19 protein-coding genes and 1 riboswitch are annotated in these 22,048 nt (G+C 43.9%); of the genes, 2 read left to right on the top strand and 17 right to left on the bottom strand.

From position 1 onward, the window contains the following. Positions 1-13: 13 nt before the first annotated feature. From cobI to AC1U9U_RS01160, 5 genes are all read right to left on the bottom strand, one after another. A complete protein-coding gene (gene cobI, locus AC1U9U_RS01180) occupies positions 14-730 on the bottom strand; it encodes a precorrin-2 C(20)-methyltransferase (RefSeq protein ID WP_479958715.1) in 717 nt (238 codons plus the stop codon). A gap of 44 nt (positions 731-774) precedes the next feature. Continuing rightward, positions 775-2,007, bottom strand: a complete 1,233-nt coding sequence (gene cbiE / locus AC1U9U_RS01175; RefSeq protein ID WP_479958714.1) for a precorrin-6y C5,15-methyltransferase (decarboxylating) subunit CbiE — start codon at positions 2,005-2,007, stop codon at positions 775-777. 98 nt (positions 2,008-2,105) lie between these two features. Next, positions 2,106-2,284: riboswitch (cobalamin riboswitch) on the bottom strand. 79 nt (positions 2,285-2,363) lie between these two features. Continuing rightward, the gene (gene cbiD, locus AC1U9U_RS01170) at positions 2,364-3,503 is read right to left on the bottom strand and encodes a cobalt-precorrin-5B (C(1))-methyltransferase CbiD (RefSeq protein ID WP_479958713.1); all 1,140 of its coding nucleotides are present in this window, start codon (positions 3,501-3,503) and stop codon (positions 2,364-2,366) included. A gap of 109 nt (positions 3,504-3,612) precedes the next feature. Beyond that, on the bottom strand, positions 3,613-4,452 hold the full coding sequence (locus tag AC1U9U_RS01165; protein ID WP_479958712.1) for a glycosyltransferase family 8 protein: 840 nt from the start codon (positions 4,450-4,452) through the stop codon (positions 3,613-3,615). Between the two features lie 48 nt (positions 4,453-4,500). Then, positions 4,501-4,959 (bottom strand): MarR family winged helix-turn-helix transcriptional regulator, encoded by a 459-nt coding sequence (locus tag AC1U9U_RS01160; protein ID WP_479958711.1) that lies wholly within the window; start codon positions 4,957-4,959, stop codon positions 4,501-4,503. 171 nt (positions 4,960-5,130) lie between these two features. Between AC1U9U_RS01160 and cls the strand changes: the two genes are divergently transcribed. After that, positions 5,131-6,660 carry a cardiolipin synthase gene (cls, locus tag AC1U9U_RS01155; RefSeq protein WP_479958710.1) on the top strand — a complete coding sequence of 510 codons (1,530 nt, stop codon included), beginning with the start codon at positions 5,131-5,133 and terminating at the stop codon, positions 6,658-6,660. 170 nt (positions 6,661-6,830) lie between these two features. Here cls and AC1U9U_RS01150 read toward each other — a convergent pair whose 3' ends face one another. From AC1U9U_RS01150 to AC1U9U_RS01095, 12 genes are all read right to left on the bottom strand, one after another. Beyond that, a complete protein-coding gene (locus AC1U9U_RS01150) occupies positions 6,831-8,216 on the bottom strand; it encodes a 4Fe-4S binding protein (RefSeq protein ID WP_479958709.1) in 1,386 nt (461 codons plus the stop codon). Positions 8,217-8,236: 20 nt separating this feature from the next. Then, positions 8,237-10,513, bottom strand: a complete 2,277-nt coding sequence (locus tag AC1U9U_RS01145; RefSeq protein WP_479958708.1) for a molybdopterin-dependent oxidoreductase — start codon at positions 10,511-10,513, stop codon at positions 8,237-8,239. Positions 10,514-10,546: 33 nt separating this feature from the next. Then, positions 10,547-10,852 (bottom strand): hypothetical protein, encoded by a 306-nt coding sequence (locus AC1U9U_RS01140; protein ID WP_479958707.1) that lies wholly within the window; start codon positions 10,850-10,852, stop codon positions 10,547-10,549. Between the two features lie 34 nt (positions 10,853-10,886). After that, positions 10,887-11,450 (bottom strand): 4Fe-4S dicluster domain-containing protein, encoded by a 564-nt coding sequence (locus AC1U9U_RS01135; protein ID WP_479958706.1) that lies wholly within the window; start codon positions 11,448-11,450, stop codon positions 10,887-10,889. A gap of 4 nt (positions 11,451-11,454) precedes the next feature. Continuing rightward, positions 11,455-11,715 carry a chaperone NapD gene (locus AC1U9U_RS01130; protein ID WP_479958705.1) on the bottom strand — a complete coding sequence of 87 codons (261 nt, stop codon included), beginning with the start codon at positions 11,713-11,715 and terminating at the stop codon, positions 11,455-11,457. Positions 11,716-11,925: 210 nt separating this feature from the next. Next, positions 11,926-12,672, bottom strand: coding sequence for a response regulator (locus AC1U9U_RS01125; protein WP_479958704.1), 747 nt, complete (start codon positions 12,670-12,672; stop codon positions 11,926-11,928). After that, the gene (locus tag AC1U9U_RS01120) at positions 12,669-14,345 is read right to left on the bottom strand and encodes an ATP-binding protein (protein ID WP_479958743.1); all 1,677 of its coding nucleotides are present in this window, start codon (positions 14,343-14,345) and stop codon (positions 12,669-12,671) included. The genes AC1U9U_RS01125 and AC1U9U_RS01120 overlap by 4 nt, the downstream gene beginning before the upstream one ends. Positions 14,346-14,456: 111 nt before the next feature. Next, on the bottom strand, positions 14,457-14,966 hold the full coding sequence (locus tag AC1U9U_RS01115; RefSeq protein WP_479958703.1) for an iron reductase: 510 nt from the start codon (positions 14,964-14,966) through the stop codon (positions 14,457-14,459). A gap of 81 nt (positions 14,967-15,047) precedes the next feature. Then, complete coding sequence (locus AC1U9U_RS01110; RefSeq protein WP_479958702.1) at positions 15,048-15,866, bottom strand: dimethyl sulfoxide reductase anchor subunit family protein; 819 nt, start codon at positions 15,864-15,866, stop codon at positions 15,048-15,050. A gap of 199 nt (positions 15,867-16,065) precedes the next feature. Continuing rightward, positions 16,066-16,908 carry a dimethyl sulfoxide reductase anchor subunit family protein gene (locus AC1U9U_RS01105; RefSeq protein ID WP_479958701.1) on the bottom strand — a complete coding sequence of 281 codons (843 nt, stop codon included), beginning with the start codon at positions 16,906-16,908 and terminating at the stop codon, positions 16,066-16,068. Between the two features lie 2 nt (positions 16,909-16,910). Continuing rightward, positions 16,911-17,489 (bottom strand): DMSO/selenate family reductase complex B subunit, encoded by a 579-nt coding sequence (locus AC1U9U_RS01100; protein WP_479958700.1) that lies wholly within the window; start codon positions 17,487-17,489, stop codon positions 16,911-16,913. Continuing rightward, positions 17,489-20,083, bottom strand: a complete 2,595-nt coding sequence (locus AC1U9U_RS01095; protein WP_479958699.1) for a molybdopterin-dependent oxidoreductase — start codon at positions 20,081-20,083, stop codon at positions 17,489-17,491. The genes AC1U9U_RS01100 and AC1U9U_RS01095 overlap by 1 nt, the downstream gene beginning before the upstream one ends. Before the next feature lie 285 nt (positions 20,084-20,368). Between AC1U9U_RS01095 and AC1U9U_RS01090 the strand changes: the two genes are divergently transcribed. After that, positions 20,369-22,048, top strand: a complete 1,680-nt coding sequence (locus tag AC1U9U_RS01090; protein ID WP_479958698.1) for an ATP-binding protein — start codon at positions 20,369-20,371, stop codon at positions 22,046-22,048.

Genomic DNA, 22,048 nt, shown 5'->3' with positions numbered 1-22,048 from the left:
TTATTTATTTCCGTCAAGGTTTACCCTCCTTTTTGCTTTTATCTTTTTCCTTCTTGCATAGAACTAAGCTCAAATAATCCACTTTCTCCATATCATCAACAGTGTCCAAGGAGCGAATTTCCTCTCCCGCCTGCCCTACCCGAGTGACCAAAACTGCTTGTGAGCCGGTCTTGCGGATATGGTTCAACACCTCCGGCAGATTGCGGGATACCTTCATAAGAACAAGATTGGGGTATTGTTCGTAATTCTCTAACCCTTCAATTCCCGGCAAAACCACTAAGGGTTCATCCCCGGTGGCTAGAGGCCAATTTACCCGGGCCGCGGCAGCTGTCATGGCCGTTATCCCCGGAATTGTCTCGATCCGGTCAGGTTCCAGCTGTCTGTTAAGTATAGAAAGCAAATAACTATATGTACTGTATAAGCAAGGGTCCCCAAGGGTTATAAAGGCCACTGAGAGTCCTGCTTCGAGTTTCTCCATAATCTTATCCGCAGCCTTTTGCCAGGCTGCCTGCAGCACTTCCTCATCTGAGGTCATGGGCATTTCCAGCTCTAAAATATTTACCCCTGCGGGGCAATGGCTTTTGGCGATTTCCCAGGCTATGCTCTCCCGTTCCAGCTTGGATTTAGGTATAGCCAACACCTGAATATGTTGAAGGACCTCTACTGCGCGCAAGGTGATGAGCTTAGGATCTCCCGGCCCTACACCCACTCCATAAAACTTACTCTTCACTATATACCTCCTTTATCGTTGTTGCAGGAACACCGTTGTTGTTCTTATTCTTGACTTTTTTGCGCCGAAAGTATAAATACCGGATTCTGGGCCTGGGCAAGATGGATATCTTTAATTCCTTGCCAACGCACCGCTTGAATTGAAACTACCTCGATATCTTGATATTTCAAATTCTGCAAAGCTTCCATGCCGCGAGCTAAAGTTTCTAAAGTAACTGCGGTAATCACTACCCTGCCTCCAGGCACCAGTGGGGCTTGGCGCAGAATCTCCCATATTTGACCATGACTGCCACCGATTAGGCAAACACCCATTGGCGGGATGCCGGTTAAAGCTTCAGGGGCTGTTCCGCGAACCAACTGCAGATTCCAGGTCCGGAATTTTTCCCGATTTTGGAGAATCAGTTCCTGGGCTTCCAGGTTTTCCTCTACTGCATAGACACAACCTCGCCGGGCCAAAAGGGCTGATTCGATGCTTAAACTTCCTGTCCCAGCTCCCACATCGAGGACTCGATCACCGGGGCCAATTTTAGCCTTGGCCAGAACCTGAACCCGCACTTCACTTTTGGTCATGGGAACCTTGCCGCGGATAAATTCCTCATCCCTGATTCCAAAGCTAAAGCCTTCGGAACCCGAGGGCAAAGGGAATATTTCTTCCGGCTTTTCTTCACCGGGATGGATGATCAGCACAGCGTTCGCAAAGTCATCCTTAAGGTCCTTTAATTCCTTGGCATCAAGTTCCAACCATTTTTCATCGGGATAGGCTAAAGCATTACCCAAAGAAATCCGCGGATTAAATCCATAGACTTGGTAATACCCGGCGATCTTTTGCGGGGTATGGTCCCCTCCGGTGAGAACTCCCAAAGGCTTATCCAGATTCAAGGGCAAGGCCCGAAGGGGGCGGCCGTGGACGCTAAGCAACTCCGCATCCTGCCAAGGGATTCCTGCCCTGGCAAAGGCAAATTGTACAGAGCTGATCCCCGGTAAGACTCTGATATCTTCCTGCGGAAATTCTCTTTTTAGCAGCGGCAGCAAGCTGTAAAACCCAGGATCCCCCGACACCAGTACCCCGACCTTTTTCCCTTGACTTAAAACGCCCGCCAATACTTCCAGGGTTTCCTTCAACTTCCCATTGATAAGAAAGGTGTCTCCCGCAAAATCAGGAAATAGCTTTAGAGCACGAGGCCCACCTATTAAAACATTACATTGATTCACCATCTCCATCACAGCCGGAGGAACCCATCCGGAAGTCCCGGGACCAATTCCCAGTATGCTAATCATCTGACCACCTACCTTAATAAAAAAAGAGCCGTGAGCGGCTCTATTGTTTCAGTATTGGTAAGTACCCTAATAATTACTACACCCATCGCTCGTAGGTGTTAATTAACGCACTCAAGGCAGGTCTCCTGGCTTCCAGTCTACATCCCTCTCCCCTTCCCGGTAACTACCAGTGGGCAATTGAGAGGCACTCGTGGTTTACAGTGGCGGGACCGCGCCGGATTTGCACCGACTTCCCTTTACATCCTCAAAATGAGGAACCTTGAATTATATTCAATTAAAAATACCAAATGAAAAACAACTTTAGTTATTTTATGAATATTTCTAAAATATTCAGTAGTATTATCTATTCTCCGTTTTTAGTAAGATTCCTGCTGCAATTGTGGCCAATCCCAAAATTCCTTGGCAATTTCTTCTGCCTGTTTGTCCCAGGCGATGATTTTACCATCAAGAAGGGTAAAAACACTCCCCACTTGAAGTTCTCCATGCACATGATCCCTTGCCCTGATGCTGGCCCGACCGGCTAATTCAAATAACAAATTTCCCCAACCTTGGTTAAGGATTGCTTCAGCGGCGCCTTCCACAGTAGGGAATTCCGCCAACTTGCCTAAAAGCTCACGGGGAACCCCGGCAAGAGCTGCATGAGCCACTAAAATTTCCATTCGTGCATCCGCTACATGGGTATGGGTATGGAATATCCCCCCCGCTACCTTAATCAGTTTTCCAACATGTCCAAAGAGAACTACCTTCTCTAGTTTCCGATAAGCGGCTTCTTCCAATAGAAAACCGACAAAATTGCTCATTTGAATAATTGCTTCCTGAGGTACCTTGAGCTGTCCTGTAGCGGCTCTAAATCCGTAATTCCCCGGGGTTAAAATAATGGCCTTATGGCCGTAAGCAACGGCTTGGTCCAGTTCCGGCAGAATGGACTTCTTAAACGCCTCCTCGGACATTGGACGGACGATCCCGGTGGTTCCCAAAATAGAGATTCCCCCTACAATACCCAAGCGCGGATTAAGGGTTTTTACCGCGGCTTTTTCCCCTTCCGGAACCTCGATCGTCACTTTTATCTCTTCCTTAGGAAAAATCTCCCGTACCGCTTCCCGAATCATTTGTAGTGGTATAGGATTAATTGCACTTTCCCCCGGAGAAATCTGCAGACCTTTTTTAGTAACGATTCCTACCCCTCGACCGCCGCTAATCCGGACCTCTCCCTGCTGAGAAAGCATCTGAACTACGGCTTGTACTTCTAAACCATGGGTGATATCAGGATCATCCCCCGCATCCTTGATAATCCCTGCCCGTGCTCCTGCATTTTCCTTTTCCGCACGATAAATTGGCAATTGAAGCTGATTTCCCTGAGGCAGGGGGATATTTACCTCAGCTCCCGGCTCTAAGCCTTTGAGCAAAAGGCAAGCAGCTTTTGCTGCCCCCGCTGCACAACTGCCTGTGGTAAACCCTGTTTGCCAAGAATGCCTGTCTTTGCTCTCTCTACTCAATCATTACGCCGCCCTATCTGTATTGTAATTGAAATTATCATCGTTACCCTAATAATTTCAATTCGGGTTTGGAAAGTCCTTTTTTTAATAATTAGAAATTAATTATAACCTAACAAACCACTTGACCTTTTTGCTTAGCCGCAGCCATTTGGGCATAGTGCTTATAGAAAATATCCAGGTCCCCAATGTAATTATCCTTCCAAGGCTTGTTTCGGCCACAATAATGGATAATCGCCGTGTTCCGACGTACCCAATCCAGATCGATTTTAGCATCCCAATTCTTAGGATTTAAGTTGTATAAGGCGTAATACCGCTCACTGAGATTATAAATTTTGGCATCTACAGCCACAATTCGATCACTGTAAACCCCATTAAGAACATCTTGGTCCGGCAAAAACAGACGATTCTTATATCCTTCGATATAGTCATAAACTTCATGAATATCCTGCTCCCGGCGTAAAAGGGACAGGTTCATCATCATCACTCCGGAATTAACGTAGGTACTATCTTCTACCATATTTAGCCTTGCCTTATTTATTTTCCCCAGTATTTCTTTGACATGGGAAGCTGCGGCAAAATATTTGCCCTGGAAATCAATATTATAGAGCGCCCTTAAGGAATTGATCACGACTAAATCCGGGTCCAGGTAAAGAATACGGTCTAAGTCTTCCGGAAGATACCGGGCAGCAAAAATCCTGTAATACATCTCCTTAGGGTAGCGACTGGTAATAGGGACATCATTTAAGTCTTGATCGGAAATCTTGATTTCTTTAACTTGGCAACGGGAAGTATCGATGGACAGATTGATTTTATGAAAATCCTCTTGCGTCATAGTGGAATTGGTCACAAAAATTGTCAACTGCTCACCTGGATTGGCATCGATTAAGGAAGTCAGCATCACAATTAACTGGTTTACATAATTAGAGTTCAAAGTAACCAAGATATTCATAGCAATTCGCCCTTTCAATTATCCGATTAGCAATTGGAAGCAAGTTCCCTAAACCTTCTTCGGATCAAACTCATACATCTCTTGAAGAAATCCCTTTACATTTTCCATGCATTCAATAAAATGTTTATATTCATCCATACCTTTTCTTTCTAGAAATGCTCCATATCTCTGTTCAAGATCGTCTTCTATCTGAGCAATTGTGTCTTTTCCATGTTCGGTAAGGGCAAGTTTTACATAACGCTCATCTTCAGGAGTACGTATACGCTTTAAAAACCCCGCATACTCTAATTTTTTGCACATGGAGGAAGCATTACCGCTGGTAAGGCCGATAATCCCACCCAGACTACCAACTGTATGGGGACCTCCTTCTTTGATCTCTACCAGAATCCTGGTTTGCATCAGGGTTAGACCATATTCTTCAACGATCGGCCGGAAGGCGTTAGCCATACCTTCCGTGATTGTCCTTAAAAAATCCCAGATCTCACTCTCAAATACCATACTTCTCATTTAATTGCCTCCACCACATCAAGCTTCTTTACACTATATATATTATAGTGTATACTTTTTCTGGTCAATAGATGTATAAATGTCCATTAGGGTAAAATTAGGGTAAAATTAGAAGGAAACTAAACCTTAAATGTCGTTTTTTCGTAATATATTGTAAGGAGGGAGAAGGGGATGAAAAACTTACCTATGCTTTATCGCGTTGTCTTTATCGCCTTACTTCTCCTCCTGCAAATTTTTGCCTTCGTGATGATCATCTGGAGGTTTAGCAGTTATTTCATTTACTTTTATATCATTTGCACTTTTCTCAGTATTATAGCCCTTCTTTATATATTGAACAGTAAGTCCGACCCCGTCTATAAAATTGCCTGGGTAATTCCCATTCTTCTTTTTCCGATCTTCGGGGGGTTGTTTTATCTCTTATTCGGACGCAATAAATTAAGTAAACGAAAAAAACGGGAGATGCATGCCGTTAACGAAAAAATGAGCCAACTTCTAGTTCAAAAAGAAGCCACGCTCCAAAATATTGAAGCTCAAGATCTAAGAGCGGCCAATCTATCCCGTTATATCGAGAAATATTCATTTTGCCCTGTCTATCAAAACACGCGAACCGAATATTTGCCTATCGGCGAGAAAATGTTTGAGCGGCTTATGTCTGAATTAAAGAAGGCAGAGAAGTTTATTTTCCTAGAGTATTTCATTATTGACGAAGGGCTTATGTGGGATTCCATCTTGAAAGTTCTTGAGGAAAAGGTTAAGCAAGGGGTGGATGTGCGCGTCCTCTACGATGATGTCGGCAGCCTTTTTAAGCTTCCTTACGGCTATGAAAAGGAACTGGAGGAAAAAGGAATCAAATGCTGTGTCTTTAACCGCCTCATCCCCGTTCTCTCCATACACATGAATAACCGTGACCACCGTAAAATTGCCGTGATCGATGGTAAAACCGCCTTTACAGGCGGTATCAATCTCGCCGATGAGTATATTAACGCCCGGGATCGTTTAGGCCATTGGAAGGATACCGCCATAGTCATCGAAGGGGAAGCTGTTTGGAATTTTACCGTGATGTTTCTATCCTTATGGAGCTACGAGACCGAAACAAACGAGGATTATACGCAATACAAACTTCCGGAGGAAAAAGCCCAGGTTTATCCTACCGACGGATTTGTCCAACCCTTCGGGGATAGTCCTTTGGATGATGAACCTATCGGTGAAACCATCTATCTGGGCCTAATATCTCAAGCAGAACGCTATATTTATATAAACACTCCCTATCTCATCCTTAATAACGAAATGCTCTCAGCCCTTAAGTCTGCAGCCAAGCGGAGTGTGGATGTCCGAATCGTGACTCCATTTCGTGGGGATCGTTGGTTTGTCCACTCTATGACCCGTTCCAGTTATAAAGTCCTTGTCGAAAGCGGCGTAAAAATCTACGAATACTCTCCCGGTTTTATCCACGCCAAATCCATCGTTGTGGATGATGTCCACGCAGTTGTAGGAACCATCAATATGGATTACCGCAGCCTCTACTTGCATTTTGAATGCGGTGTTTACGTGTATAAAACCCAAAGCGTCCTGGCTGTCAAAGAAGATTATTTGGAGACTCTGGAAAAATGTCAACTTATTACTTTAGAGGACTGTCTCAAAGTCAGATGGTACCGTAGGCTGGCAAGGACGATCCTGCGCATCTTTGCCCCCCTGATGTAGAGTCATGCAAAAAAAGGCCTGTCCCAGAATCGACAACGTTGTCGATTCTGGGACAGGCTCTGTATGAGGTCCTATCAAGCAGGAGGAATTCATAGTTAGAAAAATTTGTTCTCTAACTCGGCTAGTGTCGTAAGGCTATTTATTTGTGTGGAGAGGTGGAGTATAAACAATTAGTTTATCCGCTTTATTCTGATGGCGGGTTGTTCCATAACACAAACGTACTCGCAAATTCCGCAACCGGTGCAGACTTCCGGATCAATCACGGGATATTGAAATCCTTCCATCCTAATCGCCTCATCGATTAACGGGCAATTATTGTAACAAGTGCGGCATACATCGCCCTGATAAGCATAGCACAAGTCCTGATCGACCTCGGCAACGCCGATTCTTACCTCCCGCATGTCTAAAGGAATAAGGGCTCCGCTTGGGCAAACATCGGGACATTTCATGCATAGTGAGCATGGTACTTCACGGGGAATAAAATAAGGGGTGCCAAGGTTTAAGCCTTGGTCGAGATGAGCGCTTAACAAGGTCTTATCCGGACAAACTTCGATACACTTACCACAGCGTAAACACCTTGCCAAAAACTCCGCATCCCCAACGGCACCCGGCGGACGAAAAACTTGGGGGGTGGCAGCTGCCAGTGCTTTTGCAGGCTTATATAGCAAGCCTGCAAAAGCAACTATTCCTACACCCTTTAAAGCATTTCTTCGTGATACACTTCCCGTAGCGGTGACAGCAGCAGATTCTTTAGGCTTCAGCGAAAATTGCAACGCTTCGGTTGGACAAGCATCAATACAGCTGCCACAGCGAGTGCATAAATTCGATGTTGAAAATGCAATTCTACTTTCAACCATTTGCTTTAGGCTTTCGGCAGTATAATCACAAGCTTTTACGCATTTATAACACTGTACGCATTTATCCGTATCACAATGAACCTTAATGGGACTCCAGCGGGCAATGAGGGCATAGAATACACCGATTGGGCAAACGATTCGGCACCAACCCCGTCTCAATCCCGCCAGCTCCATAGCAATAATGACCACAATAACTAGGACTTCTAATCCTAACCCAAATAATAAGGTTCTATAGACGATCCCTAAAGGGGATAAGGTTTGAAATACCGGGATACCCACAACAAAACTAAGCACCAGGAAAAGTGGCATGGCCCAGTAATATTGTCTTTGCTCATGGGGAGTCCTTTGTTTGGCCCCTCTTTTTTGGAGCCACTTCCATTTCCCCTTTAGAGTATCGAGCAGAGTATCAATACCCTCAATTAAGAACCCTAGGGGGCAAACCCAGCTACAAAATACCTTGCCTAAGATCAGATAAGCACCAAAAATCAGCAGGGCACTCACCAAGAAACCTAACGTCACGGTTTTTGAAGCTAACACTACTTCTAAGAAGGCTAGGGGATCGGTTAGGGTCACTCCGAGAATCCGACTGGAACTCAAAGTTCCAATCACTTGATAGACTCCGATAAGCGGTAAGAGAAAGATAAGGATCATACCTACTTGAACAATGCGCCGATACCGATTCCAAGGTAGTTTTATCATTTTATAAACGAGAATTTGCTTTAGACTTTTTCGATTTTAACGGCACATATCTTGAATTCAGGCTCTTTGGAAGCGGCATCAACGGCGTCAATTGTTACAGCATTCACCAAAGGATCCGGTTCGAACCAGAGGGCAAAGAGCAGGCCGGGCCGCGGTTCACCTGGTCTTCCTACTTTAGCAGGTAATTCCACTTTTCCCCTACGGGAAACCAGCCGTACCATATCGCCTTCTTTGATTCCTAATTCTGTTGCATCTTTAGGATTTAATTCCACATATTGCTTTGGTACAGCCTTCATGATCGAAGGACATTTGCCGGTCATGGTCATAGTATGCCAGTGTTCAAGAATACGACCGGTCGTTAAATAATATGGATATTCCTTATCCACTACTTCAGCAGGTCCTAAATATGGCCTAGCAAATATTACTGCCTTGTGATCCTTAGCGGCGTAGAAATCAATTCCTTCTTTTACATATGGGTCCTCGGGAGCAACATAACGACGGACGGCTCCTTTATTTCCCTTATGATCTTTGACCGGCCACTGAACACCATGGGCCTCTCGCAGTGCCGGATAGGTAGCAAGTTCCATATGGGTTCCCGTTGTACACTTAAGATATTCATTCCAAACATCTTCAGGGGTTTTGAAGGGGAAAAGCTCACCATAACCTAAGCGGCGGGCAAGATCAAGGAGGATATCCAAGTCGGGCTTGGCCTCACCGGGCGGTTCGATGGCTTTGGCCAAGTGCTGGGTCCGGCGATCGGTATTGCCATACACGCCTTCCTTTTCACACCAGAAGGCTGCCGGGAGAACCACATCCGCATACTGCGTGGTAGCAGTCGGGTGGAAGGCTTCGGCAACAACCAAGAATACTTTTTCAAAGCCTGCTTGATAAGCAGTAACATTCGGTAAAGAATGGGCCGGATTAGTACACATTACATATAAGCATTTTACTCTGCCATCCCCACAAGCTTTAAACAATTCCATGGTATGAAGACCGACCTTTTCTTTAATCCGATCGGCAGGCACACCCCAAAGCTCCGCCATTTCTTTTCTGTGCTTCTCATTGGCAATGACGCGGTGGCCCGGAAGCAAGTGAGACAAGGCTCCGGTTTCGCGGACACTTCCACAGGCACTGGGCTGTCCGGTCAAAGAGAAAGGAGTTGAGCCAGGTTTGCAGATCTTACCGGTAATCAGGTGGAGGTTATGGATAAGATTATTAGCCCAAACGCCGGCCACCCGCTGATTAATGCCCATGGTCCACATAGACATGGTATTTTTGCCTTTTTCACCAAATAAACGGGCAACCTCACGGATTTGGTCAGCAGGGAGACCGGTTATTTTCTCGGCCTTTTCCGGTGTAAATTCCTTAAGGAACTCCTTATATGCTTCAAAGGTCATAGCCTCTTTGCCATTGGAAAAGCTTGTATGCTTGGCAATAAATTCCTCGTCCGCCATTCCCTCTTCGATGATAACATAAGCCATAGCATGGAGTAGGGCCATATCGGTTCCCGGAATAAACTGCATGGAAATGTCGGCAATTTCATGGGAGCGGTGTCGTCGCGGATCGGCGATAATAATCTTGGTATCGGGGTCTTTCCTCTTTTTATCTGTCAGTCTGGCAAAGAGGACAGGATGGGCTTCCGCAATATTGGAACCTATGATAAAGAACACATTCGCATGTTCAAAATCCTCGAGACAGCCCATAGGCTCATCGGCTCCAAAGGTAGTTGTAAATCCACCTACCGCACTAGCCATGCAAAGCCGCGGATTTCCATCAATGTTATTGGTACCAATTGCTCCCTTGAATAGCTTATTGGCTACATAGCCCTCTTCAGCCAGTTGCTGCCCGGAACCATAGAAAGCTACAGAATCCGGACCGTTTTTTTCAATAGATTCTTTGAACTTTGAAGCAATAAGCTCCATGGCTTCATCCCAAGTACTTGGCTCCAACTTGCCGTTTTTGCGAATCAAAGGCTTAGTAACCCGTTCATTATGAGTAATAACCTGGGGCAGATAATAACCTTTTGCACAAAGCAGTCCTTTGTTCCCCTCATTATCGGGATCACCTTTAACAACTGTTACTTTACTACCTTTAACACCGATGAGCACTCCGCAACCGGTTCCACAGTATCTACAGACGGATTTAACCCATTTATCAACATCAGTTTGCTTAGGGGCATTAGGTTTTACCTCAGTAGGATCTACTTGGACAGTCTTTGTCTGACTTGTACAACCTGTTGCCACCAATGCCGCAGAAACTGCACAGGTTTTAAGAAAACTTCTTCTACTGAACTCCATGTTCTTACCTCCTTTAAAAATCAACTTGCCTGATTAAACGTGACACTGACGGCAGACAGTAAGCTCCGGATGAGGCGTCTTTGGCGCACCCCCCACACCCTCATTATGACAAGATGCGCAATTTTCCCTCCCCTCAAGAGGATGGGTAGTAGGCGGTGGGAAACCTTCAGGAACCTTGTCACCTGATGCTTCGGCTACAGGTTGATTCTCCACAGGAGCCGGTGGATTCGCCGGTTGGTTAGTCGTTTGGCTTTGGCAACCGGCTAACATAACGATACTAAGCATCAGAACAAGCATCATTAGGAGCATGACTTTTGACTTACTTTTAGTACGACTCATAATTCTCTCCCCTTATCATTTTTTCTAACATTGATTAGCGTGTTGTCACGGTTATTGCAGATTCCTCCGCAATACAAGCCTTAGCACATTGGCCACACCCAAGGCACTCTTCACTCAGGATTATTGGATATCTAAAGTCTTGTAGTTCAATTGCTTTGATACCCCGTGGACAGGAATAAAGGCAGGAGCTGCAAAGCTGATCATTATAGGCCAGACAAAATTCTTGATTGATTTTGGCTACACCTATAGCATAAGATTCCGGAAAATTCCGCGGCTCAAGGACGCCACTGGGACAAACTTCAATACACCTTAGACAAAATGTACAAGGCTGTTCACTGGGGGTAAGATAAGGGGTCCCAACTAAAACTCCTTGATCCGGACCAGCTATGTGAATAGCCCCTTCTTCACAAGCTAAACTGCATTTTCCACACCGCTGACAGCCGGCTAAAAAAGCAATTTCTTCTATGGCCCCGGGAGGTCTGATAAGATGTTTGCTTGGTGTTGCCGACTTAATTGCCGTTATGGCAAAATTGCCAATCTCATTAAATACTGTACCAAAGAATTCTCTTCGACCAATGGGCTCATTTCCCTTAAGCAAAATTTCACACCTCCTTCTCAGGGAAATCCTCTTCCATGGCTATATATACCGGATAAACTCCAGCGACCCCCGGCAACGTTTTGATCTCGCTTTCAATTATTTGCACAGTGTCGTATACTTCCTTGCCCTCTAAAACCAGAATGATATCCCCATTTTGGACTCCCTCCACGGAAACCCCTATAATTTTTCTCAACTGATCCGGCAAAATATTTTCAGCACCGTTTAAACACTTGACTATTACACTGGAAATCACCATAGGTGTCATATTCACACTCCCTCATTTTCCAACTAGTATAAAAAAGAAAAGAAATACTTGCACATTTATTATAGCAAGTATTTCTTATTAGTTTATTTGCCAGTTGTTCACATTTCGTTAACAAAAACTTAACAATTTCTTAAAAGTAAACCTGGTTTATACCCAAAAACACTATCTACGACACCTGTTAGCTTTAGCACATACAGAAACTAGTTGCCCTTAACGCCGTGAAACCCATACTTTCGGTTGGGCCAGCAAGTCGGCATCACTAAACTTATACCCGATACCCCAAACGGTCTGGATAAATTGTGGTTTTGTCGGATCCAGCTCGATCTTTTCGCGCAGTTTCCGGATAAATACGGTTATAGTGCTGGTATCACTCACGTATTCGTCTTCCCACATTTGAGCGAAAAGCTGTTCACGGGTAAATACATGATCCGGATGTTCGGCCATGAAGCAGAGAAGATCAAACTCTTTTGGTGTTAGATAAACCTGTTTGCCACGAACAAGGACTTCATGACTCTCACAATTAATATCCAAATCACCGATACTAATCCGCTTACTTCTTCGCGGCATAGGGGAAGCATGTTCTTTGTCGAAATACCTTCTTAAGAGAGCCTTTACTCTTAACCCTAACTCAACCGGACTGAAAGGCTTGACTAGATAATCATCGGCACCAAGATTAAACCCTACACTCTTGTCAATAATATCTCCTTTAGCCGATAGCATAAGAATCGGCACCTTGCTGGTTTCCCGTATCGTTCTGCATACCTCATAGCCATCAATCATTGGGAGCATAATATCCAAGATAATTAGATCCGGTTTTTCATTGCGAAAGCTTTCCAACGCCGCTTCTCCGTTATCGGCATAGATCAACTCATAGGCATCCCGCTTCAGAACTTGCTCGACGACTTTATATATACTCTCTTCGTCATCGACTAACAAAACCTTATAGGTCCGCTTCATTCCTTTTCCTCCTTAGGTATCTCTTTGGGGGCGACCGGTAATTGAACTACAAAGGTACTGCCCTTATTTACTTCGCTTTCAACCCAAATTCTCCCTCTATGAAGTTGAACCAATTCTTTAGCCAGAGCTAAACCCAACCCCGTTCCCCCATATTTTCTTGAATTAGAACTATCCGCTTGCGTAAAGCGTTCAAATATCTCCTCCCTTTCTTCCGGGGGAATGCCAATACCTGTGTCCATCACATAAATAGTGATCCACCCCTTATCGGTTGCATTTTCGACTTTAATCCCAACGCTGCTGCCGCCGCAAGGAGTGAATTTTATGGCATTTCCCGCTAAGTTTTCGATCACCCTGCGAAGCTTCTCGGGGTCTGCCCGGAGCAATGTGACTTCAGGGTTAAGCTCGATATGCCAGGCAATATTCTTCTCCTTGGCTAACGGGGCAATTACACTATCGATGGTCCCAAGGACATCAGCCATGTCCACATACTCTAATCTTAATTCCTGACGTCCGGCTTCAATCTTCGCTAGGTCAAGAATATTATTGATTAACTTCAAAAGGTTTTCGCTGTTGGTCTTGATATACTTAAGATTCTGACGTTCTTGCTTAAAACCTTTAGGGATGTCTTGTAAGAGGAGATCGGTAAAGGCCATAATGGAAGTCAAGGGCGTTCTTAATTCGTGACTCATAATTGCTAAAATCTCTGATTTATATGTGTTGATCTCACTCAGTTTAAGATTGGCTTCTTCCAGCTCCTCTTGTTTTAATCTTAAGTCATCGTTAACTAATTCCAGCAGGATGGTTCGCTGCTCAACCTTAGACTCGAGATTTTGGTATAAATCCTTTAGCTGATTAGCCATATCCTGTATATGCTGCGCCATTTCCCTGATTTCCCCGTGGGCCTTAATTTGACTAAGGTCAATATCGAAATTTCCTTGCCCCACTTTAGCAGTCGCTCCCTTTAATTCCCCTAAAGAGCGCAGGACCAGACGGGTAACCAAAAAGTACATTGAGATCACAATCACACCGATTAATAAAATGGAAAAGGATAGATGACGATATATATCTTTTTTTATCCCTTGGAGAAATATGTCCATAGGCATGACTAGGCTAATCGCCCCACCAAGGTCCCCAACTATGTACCCCTCTTTATGATGACCGGTGATATCCATTTCTCCTCTTGGTTCTCCATGACATACCAAACATTCATTATTCATTTTCAGCGGGACCATATAGCGAAAAACCCGCTTTCCTGCAACCACATCTTCGCCCCAGATTTCCGTAAGTTCTGGATGTTGAGCAAAACTTTTAATACCATAAACCTCAAAAGCATCTGGGGCATTATTGCTGTCCCGATAATCAATCCGGGTCTGTTTGATGGTATACCCGGTTATATCTTTGAAGATTACACCGATTTCCATGCCCACTGCGGCGGGATTAAGGTGTTTAAACTCAAAGTTGCCATCAGAATCGTAATTAATGCGGTCTTGGTTCTTGGCGATGACCTCACGGGTGGCAATGAGCTGTTTGGTAATAACTTGTGCCTTTTCGTGCATTTCTATGGTGGACTGAGCCGTTTGGGTACGGTAGTCCCAGGCAAAGTGGATGAACATTATGATCACAACCACAATTGTAGTAAATGTCATAAAACGGTAAATTAAACTATCCTTCATCGCCGTCATCTCGCTTGTATATATAATTGCCGCTCTTTCATATGTAAGGGCGGCCGCTTCTCTATCCAGCTTCAACTATGACCGATATAGCAAGATTATGCAATGCTATTTTTACTGAAAGTTAATATGAATCACAATTAATATGGCAAGAAGTATAGTCATAAAAAGATGATTAAAATAAACTGCCTTGACCTCTTTACTTTTAGCCATGATGTTTTTATCCAAGCCGGAGGTCACCACTAAGCTCATAGGAATAAGGGCCAGGACCCCAGTGACAAAATAATTGGGGGAAATCTCATTTTGCGGCCAAAAAGCTAAAGATAAAAAATACAAACTATGATAAATAACCAAGACAAAAACAATCCAGCCAAAGGTGGTATGTAAGAACTCAAAAACCTTTTTACCTTTTTGGCGCACCTCTGTATCTTGAACAAACTCAAGGAAAAGTACCTTTAAAACAGCTAAAATGAGAATCCCCGCTATAAAGAAGCAGGCTATACCTCCTGCTTGTTTTACAGAACTTCTGGTAACGGCAGTAATCAATAGGAATATTATGGATAAAAACAAAGCGAATAGGATTTTTTGGTAGGTTTTATGGAAATATCGTTCTATCGATAGCATATATCCACCTCATTTTAAATCTTATACTATTTTCACAAATGTTTAAAGACGGTTAATGGAAAAAGTCAAACCAAAATTCTTTTAACCCATCATGGGTATTGCACCGGCGTAAAACAAATAGCGCCCTAAAATTACTGAACCAAAGATTAATATTATGCTAAGATAAAAAACCGCCCGCAAGCCTTTACCTGAGTTTTTAAATTCTTGAAAGTTATATACCACAAAGCTCATCCCCCCCAAAAATAGGATGGTAATGTAAAGTGTTGAGAGCAATGTAAATGACTTTAGGCTATAGATGAAGAAAGCTAACTGTACGAGCAAGACTCCCATCGTAAGAAGCGAAAGCCACCAAAGCAATTTTCTTATCCCTTGATGACTCGAAAAATCACTGACCGTTTCGATAAAGAAGGTACAGACAATGGAACCCAAGATGATCATAGTGGCGAAAAAACTAATATAAGTATTAAGCGAAGCCCAAGCTTGAATAGGAGTCGTGTAATAGATACTGGACATACTGAACACAGCAATGAGACCCATGGCCGATGTGAACCAGCCCAAGGCTAAACCTAAAGTTCCTCGACGATAAATAACAACAAATATTACCCCCAAAAAGAGAAATAATCCACTAAAGACAATTTCGCGGCTCAGCCAGGAAGTCAGTAAATTAGCTACCGAGGCGTAGGCCTGCATCGGTGAACCAAGGTGGAATATTGAGATCACCAAGGCAATACACATGAGGGGACCTACCACCAATAGAGGGCGCCAAGTAAGTTGAGTTGCAGTGTTAATTTCTATCTTACCGGCCGTAAATGTCCTTAGGCCAATTGCAACGACCCAAATTCCTACCGCACATTGGGTCAAAATAGTAAAGAGAATTAAAGCCCATTCACCGTTATACAATTTAAAATCCTCCACATTCTAATTTAAGTATGTTATTACGACATATATGTATGTAGTTTAGCATGTTTTCCGATAGAGAAATATACGAAAAAAACATGAAATATTTGTGTTCACAGCTAAAAAAATCCTGCTTTCCATGACTGAAGAAAGCAGGATTTAAAGAAGGTATTGTACTAATTGAGTAATTAGAAGATCCTCATTAGGTCAGCCCAACCGTAGAAGCAACCATCCCTGCATAAAACACATATCGACCGATAAATTGTCCACACAACAGGGCAGCTAAGGAAGCGTAAATTAAGCTGGAAGATTGGGTCCCAGGCTTGAGGGATTTTTGAAGGGTAGGCCAGATGAAAATAACCGCTCCTCCCAAAACCAGAATCCACTTTACTGTAATGATGAAGCTCATACCGCTAAGGACAGCTGCACTCGCTTGGGCGGCTAGTCCCCCAAGACCTAGATTGATAGCATAGGGAACAGCAACAGCAGCCTGAATAATCACAGCAGTTAAAACAATTAATCCGTAGGACTTTTTATCCACATCTTGGAGTTCTTTTAAACTCACAACAATAAAAAGGAGAGCACCAACTGCAATCGTGGTGGCATAAAAATCCACAAAGGTATTGGCACTTTGCCAAACAGGTACGGATGCTGAGGTATAGAGTTTACCCATGGAGAACACGGCAACGAGTCCAATACCACTGCCGAGCCAACGTAACCCTGCACTAAGGGCTTGGGCATCACTTTTGAACCATTGCACCAAGGCATAAAGAACAGCGATACCCGTGAACAAACCACTAAATAATACTTCTCGACTCAACCATGAACTCCCCAGGTTAAAGAGAGAATTCAAAGCACTAAGGGGTTGACCCAGATGGGCTAAAGAAGCTAGAACACCGACGACACTTAATCCGGCAGCTACTGCCGCTGCACCTTTGAAGACTTTTCCCTTCGTAAGTTGGTGACTAAAGGTCATGAATAACATTATCCCAATGGCTGCTTGCATGCAAAAGGAAAAGATTATTAATGCTGTTTCTCCTCCCATGTTTAGTCCTCCTTCACCATAAACTCTTTATTGAGAGCAACTCTTTTGGGTTTTATGAGAACAGATGGGGTTGTTTTTGAAGAACTCGGTAGTACCGGTAAATCACTTACTGCCTCTTCTCCATATTTAGCCCGTAATTCATCTAGTTCTCCCCACTTTATTGCCCGCATCACGCAAGCATCTACACAAGCAGGATTTTCACCTTTTTCCACTAAATCCTTACACATATCACATTTGCTCACCCGTCCGGTTTCTTCGATGAACTGAGGAACCCCATAAGGACAGCTCCAAGTACAATAACGACAGCCGATACATTTTTCCTTATTGTGGGCGACAATGCCATTGTCTAATTTATGCATGGCCTGAGTTGGGCAGCCTTCCACACATTTAGGTTCCTTACAGTGGTTACAACTCATAGAAAGGTAATAAATCCATGGTGTGGGGAATTTCCCTCCCTCAAAGCCTTTAACCTTTCTAAATAAAACACCGGGTTTTAGGTCATTACGATCATTACAAGCAATTTGACAGGTTTTACATCCGCCGCAGGCAGTCATATCAAAGTAAAATCCGTACTGAGCCATTATTTATCCCCTCCTTGTGCAGCGACAATCCGTTTCGGCAATAAGTAATCTGCCTGTAACTTGCCATCATATTTTTCTACTTGGACTACACAGGTATTATAAGCCTGCACACCCTGTCCGGTGGGGAGTCCTCCATTTAACATATTGGTAGCTCCTGCCATACAAATGCCGGATTCATCATTCACTTCCGCCCAGGCTCCCTGACCGAGAGTAAGGGTTCCCGGCATGATTCTCTCAGTGATATACACGGGCCTAATTACCTTGCCGTGGCGGCTGCTGATTTTCACGATGTCATTTTTAGTGATCCCTCTTGCTTGAGCATCGGCAGGATGTATATAGAGTCTGTTTTGGAAAGCCTCTCTGAGCCATGAGATATTGTCTAAGGTCGAATGGCTGCGGCGTGCATAGTGGATAGTGGTGAGCTGGAGTGGGTATTCACTCTTTTCTTTCTTCCCAAAGTCAGTGAAGGTCTCTTCGTACCCTTCGGTAACGTACTGATATTTGGCAATAGGGGCTAAAATGTTCCACCCATAGGCATTAATAGTATCCGCCAAGCCTTGGCTATGGATTTGGAATTTGCCACTTTCGGTGCCAAGTGGGTTCTTTTCAGGATCTTCAATAAAGTCCTTGTAATCAATATAGCTATAAATATCTCCAGGAGAGCGGGGTACTTGATAGACTCCTTTTTCCTTAAATTCCTGATAGGAAATTCGCCCTTCTTGGGGAGTTCCTTTTACACCCATTTCAGCGATATCTTGAGCCGTGATAGCTACAAGGTTTTCGTAGCCGGATCCATCTTCTTTTATTACGGTACAACCGGCCAATTGATTAAAGAGCTTTTGCTGAGGAGAGAGTGGATCGAATTCAGCAGGATCTAAGCCCAGTCTCTTGCCTATCTCTTGATACATCCAATCATCATCTTTAGCTTCAAACATAGGCTCAATAACCTGATTATAGAAAATGATCATTTCCGGGTTGCCGGTTAGGAACCCACCAACTCGCTCCCACTCCGTAGTAGCAGGGAGTACGATATCTGAGTATTGAGCTGTCGGTGTGAGAAAGTGAGCCGATGTGACCACGAATTCAACCTTGCGGAATGCCTCGATTCCTTTCATCAAATTGGTGTTTTGATTAAGAGTATTACCTGTGCCAATGTTCCAGATCATTCGGATATCGCAGGGCTGTTTACCTCGTACCCCGGCGGTATACTCACCTTCAACCACCGCATCCCAAGCCTCGTCGATAACGATACCATGCCAATCTGTTTTGAAAGGATCCGGACCGGGGAAAGTCGGTTCTTTGTAAAGAGGGTTAGTCGACTTTGGACTTTTATCACCACCCGCCTTGACAAGTGCAGGACCACCATAGCTTTGAGTATTATGGCGATTATTGGAGCACACGCTGGCTCCAGGTTTACCGACGTTTCCTGTCATCCAACCCACCGTCAAGAACGCCTGGCAGAATTGCTCTCCTACAGAGGTTCGTGCTGCCGCGGAGGAGCTTGTGAAGGTCATGGGTTTAGTCACTGCAATCTCGTGAGCGAAAGAGCGGATGAGGTCTGGATCGGTGCCACAATGTTCTGAAGCCCATTCGGGGGTTTTGGGTGTGCCATCATAAGTCCCTAAAACATAGTCTTTAAAATTCTCTTTTGGATCAGCACCTTTGGGCATATGGTCTGCGTCAAAGCCTACGCAATATTTATCCAAAAACTCCTGATCATGAAGGTTATTGGTGATCATATAATGAGCCATTCCTAACAACAGTGCCGTATCCGTCCCGGGTCTTACGGGAATCCATTGATCCGCTAGGAGTTGGGCTGTATCGCTATAGAAAGGATCAACTACAATGAACTTCGCCCCTGCCTCTTTGGCTTGTTTAAAATTATAAGCGGGATTACCGCCACTACTCCATACCGGGTTAGCACCCCAAAGGACTATAAGCTTAGAGTTCCTGAGATCAAGACGATCATTAGAACCCCTGGAACGCCCGCCGTTCATGAACTGCTGAGGCTTCGGCCATGCGCCGTCTGAGGTGCAACCCCAGTAGGTCATAGCTCCGCCATAAGCATTAAGAGCCGGACCTGTGCTTTTCGCCAGAATAGCTTTATTGCCATAGGTTTCTTTGACCCGCTTTAGCTCCGAAGCGATATGATCAAGGGCTTCCTCCCAGGAAATCCTTACCCATTCATCTTTACCACGAAGCTCTCTTTTTCCCCCGTCACCTGGGTTCCAGTTTTTACGTTTCATAGGATATCTCAAACGATCAGCACCAAATATTTGCTGGCGCTGAGATCTTCCTCTGGCGCATCCCCTTTGTTGTGGGTAATCCGGGCTATCGGGGTGGGTATCATCGGTTTTTTGACGGATGACAATACCGTCCACCACTAATGCTTTGTTAAGGCAGCGTCCACCGCAGTTATGCCAGCATGCGGCGGTAATCCATTTTCCTTCTTCTACCGTCTGGCCGGCATTTGTGGTAGTTAGGGCATTTCCGCAGCCCACCAAAGATAAGCTGACCGCTGCCGCGGTACTCGCCTTGATAAAGTTTCTACGGCTAATAGATAATTCATTGATCTTATCTAAGAATTTTGCCATGGGTAATATCAACCTCCTTAATCTTCGTTAAAGCGCACCTTGTCATTTGCTTTTGTGTAGTTTATCACAACAATATTAATATTCAATGAGTAAATATTAACAAAATCTTAATGGAATATTATTTTTTTCACTAACTTTTTTAACTAGAATTCATTAACCCTTACAAAATTAAAGCTTGTATGATAAACTTTTGTAGACACAACTTATTATGATTGGAATTAATATTTTTTACTTCAGGATAGTTTTCACAAGTAGTAATGACAATAAGGTGTTGAATTTTGAAGAATGAGGAATGAAAAAAGAACAGGCAATGCTACCGATAATTTGACCTTTAGCTTTATGCTGGCTACCGTAATTGTAATTATTGTTGTTATGGGAGCTAAATATATATGGGATTATAACAATGAGATGAAGCAAGCAGAACGTGAGATGCTTGAGAAGGCCCAGATTATAACCCAACAACAAAAAGCCCTTTGGGAATTCATGGCCATCAATCAGCGTAAAATCAATTATGATCTAGCGGGTAATTTAGAATATAAGTTTCTTAGCTGCTCTACAGTTGCTATGGGCGTAGGTGCTATGCTGGCTGCAGAAACAGACTATAAATTAAAGCCTATTAATATTAACTATCGAAATATACTAAATGCACCGGATGGGTTTGAAACCCTCGGGATTATCCGACTCAAAGAGCATCCTACGACCACTGAATACTGGGCAATAGAGGATATGGGCGGTAAGTCTGTTTTCCGCTACATGACTCCCCTAGTTATTGACAAGAACTGTTTAGATTGTCACGGGGAGCCGAAAGGAGAAATCGATATCTCCGGCTATGCCAAAGAAGGTTTGAAAATTGGAGATTTTGCGGGTGCACTGAGTTTGACCATGCCCATGGATATTTACATGGAAAATATGCGTGGCAGTCAAATGAGCAATGCTTTTTTTACCTTTATGCTTATTTTAGTATGTATTATCTGCATCTATGTATTGGTTACCAAAATGGTTACAAGCTCTCTAGGTGAATTAGAGCAGGCTGTTTCCAAAGTAGGGGCGGGCCAGTGGGACGTTAATCTTAAAAACTTGAAGGCCAGAGGCGAAATCCGCAGGCTGACCAATCATTTTCAAAATATGACGGAACAATTAAAGGATCTCTATAACAACCTGGAATTGAAAGTCGAGCAACGAACTGATGAATTAGAAAGGGCTAACTCCATCTTAAAGAAACATCAACACGAATTGGAGCAAATGAACATCCGTCTTAAGGAAGTAAATGTATACAAATCTGAATTCTTGGCAGTGATGAGCCACGAGTTGCGAACCCCTCTCACCTCAATCATTGCCTTTACTGAGCTTTTGTTAGTAGATTTACCCCCTAAAGAAAAAAATAAGCTCCATATTCTTGAGGAGATACAAACCAACAGCCAAATTCTGCTCAGTCTGATCAACAACATCTTAGATCTGGCAAAAATCGAAGCCGGCAAGGCGCAATTGAATCTTGAAATCGTAGATATGCAGGATATTATCGCTTTAGTAGAAAGCGTTATTACTCCCTTAGCTAAGTGTAAAGACATTGATTTAAGCGTTCATGTGGGTTCCGATGTTCCTTTAACCAAGGCGGACCCTGAAAAGATTCGCAGAATCATTGAGAATCTAGCCGGTAATGCGGTTAAGTTCACTGACCCCGGGGGAACAATCGCGATTCTTGTTGAATATAGTCCCTCCACTAATGAAATAATTCTAAAAGTCAAAGATAATGGCATAGGCATAAAAGAAGAGGCTCAGAAATACATCTTTGAAAAGTTTACCCAAGCAGATAGCTCCTCTTCGCGAAAATATGGGGGCACCGGATTAGGACTCTCTCTAGCCAAAGAATTGGTTGAACTACATCAGGGTTGGATTAAGGTAGAAAGCCAATTCGGTGGTGGAAGCTGCTTCAACGTGGGGATTCCTGTTCAAAATTTAGAATAA

The organism is Desulfitobacterium sp. (genome assembly GCF_982384815.1).
Note: the sequence above shows the minus strand (reverse complement) of the source record. Positions and strands in the feature narration are given on the sequence as shown.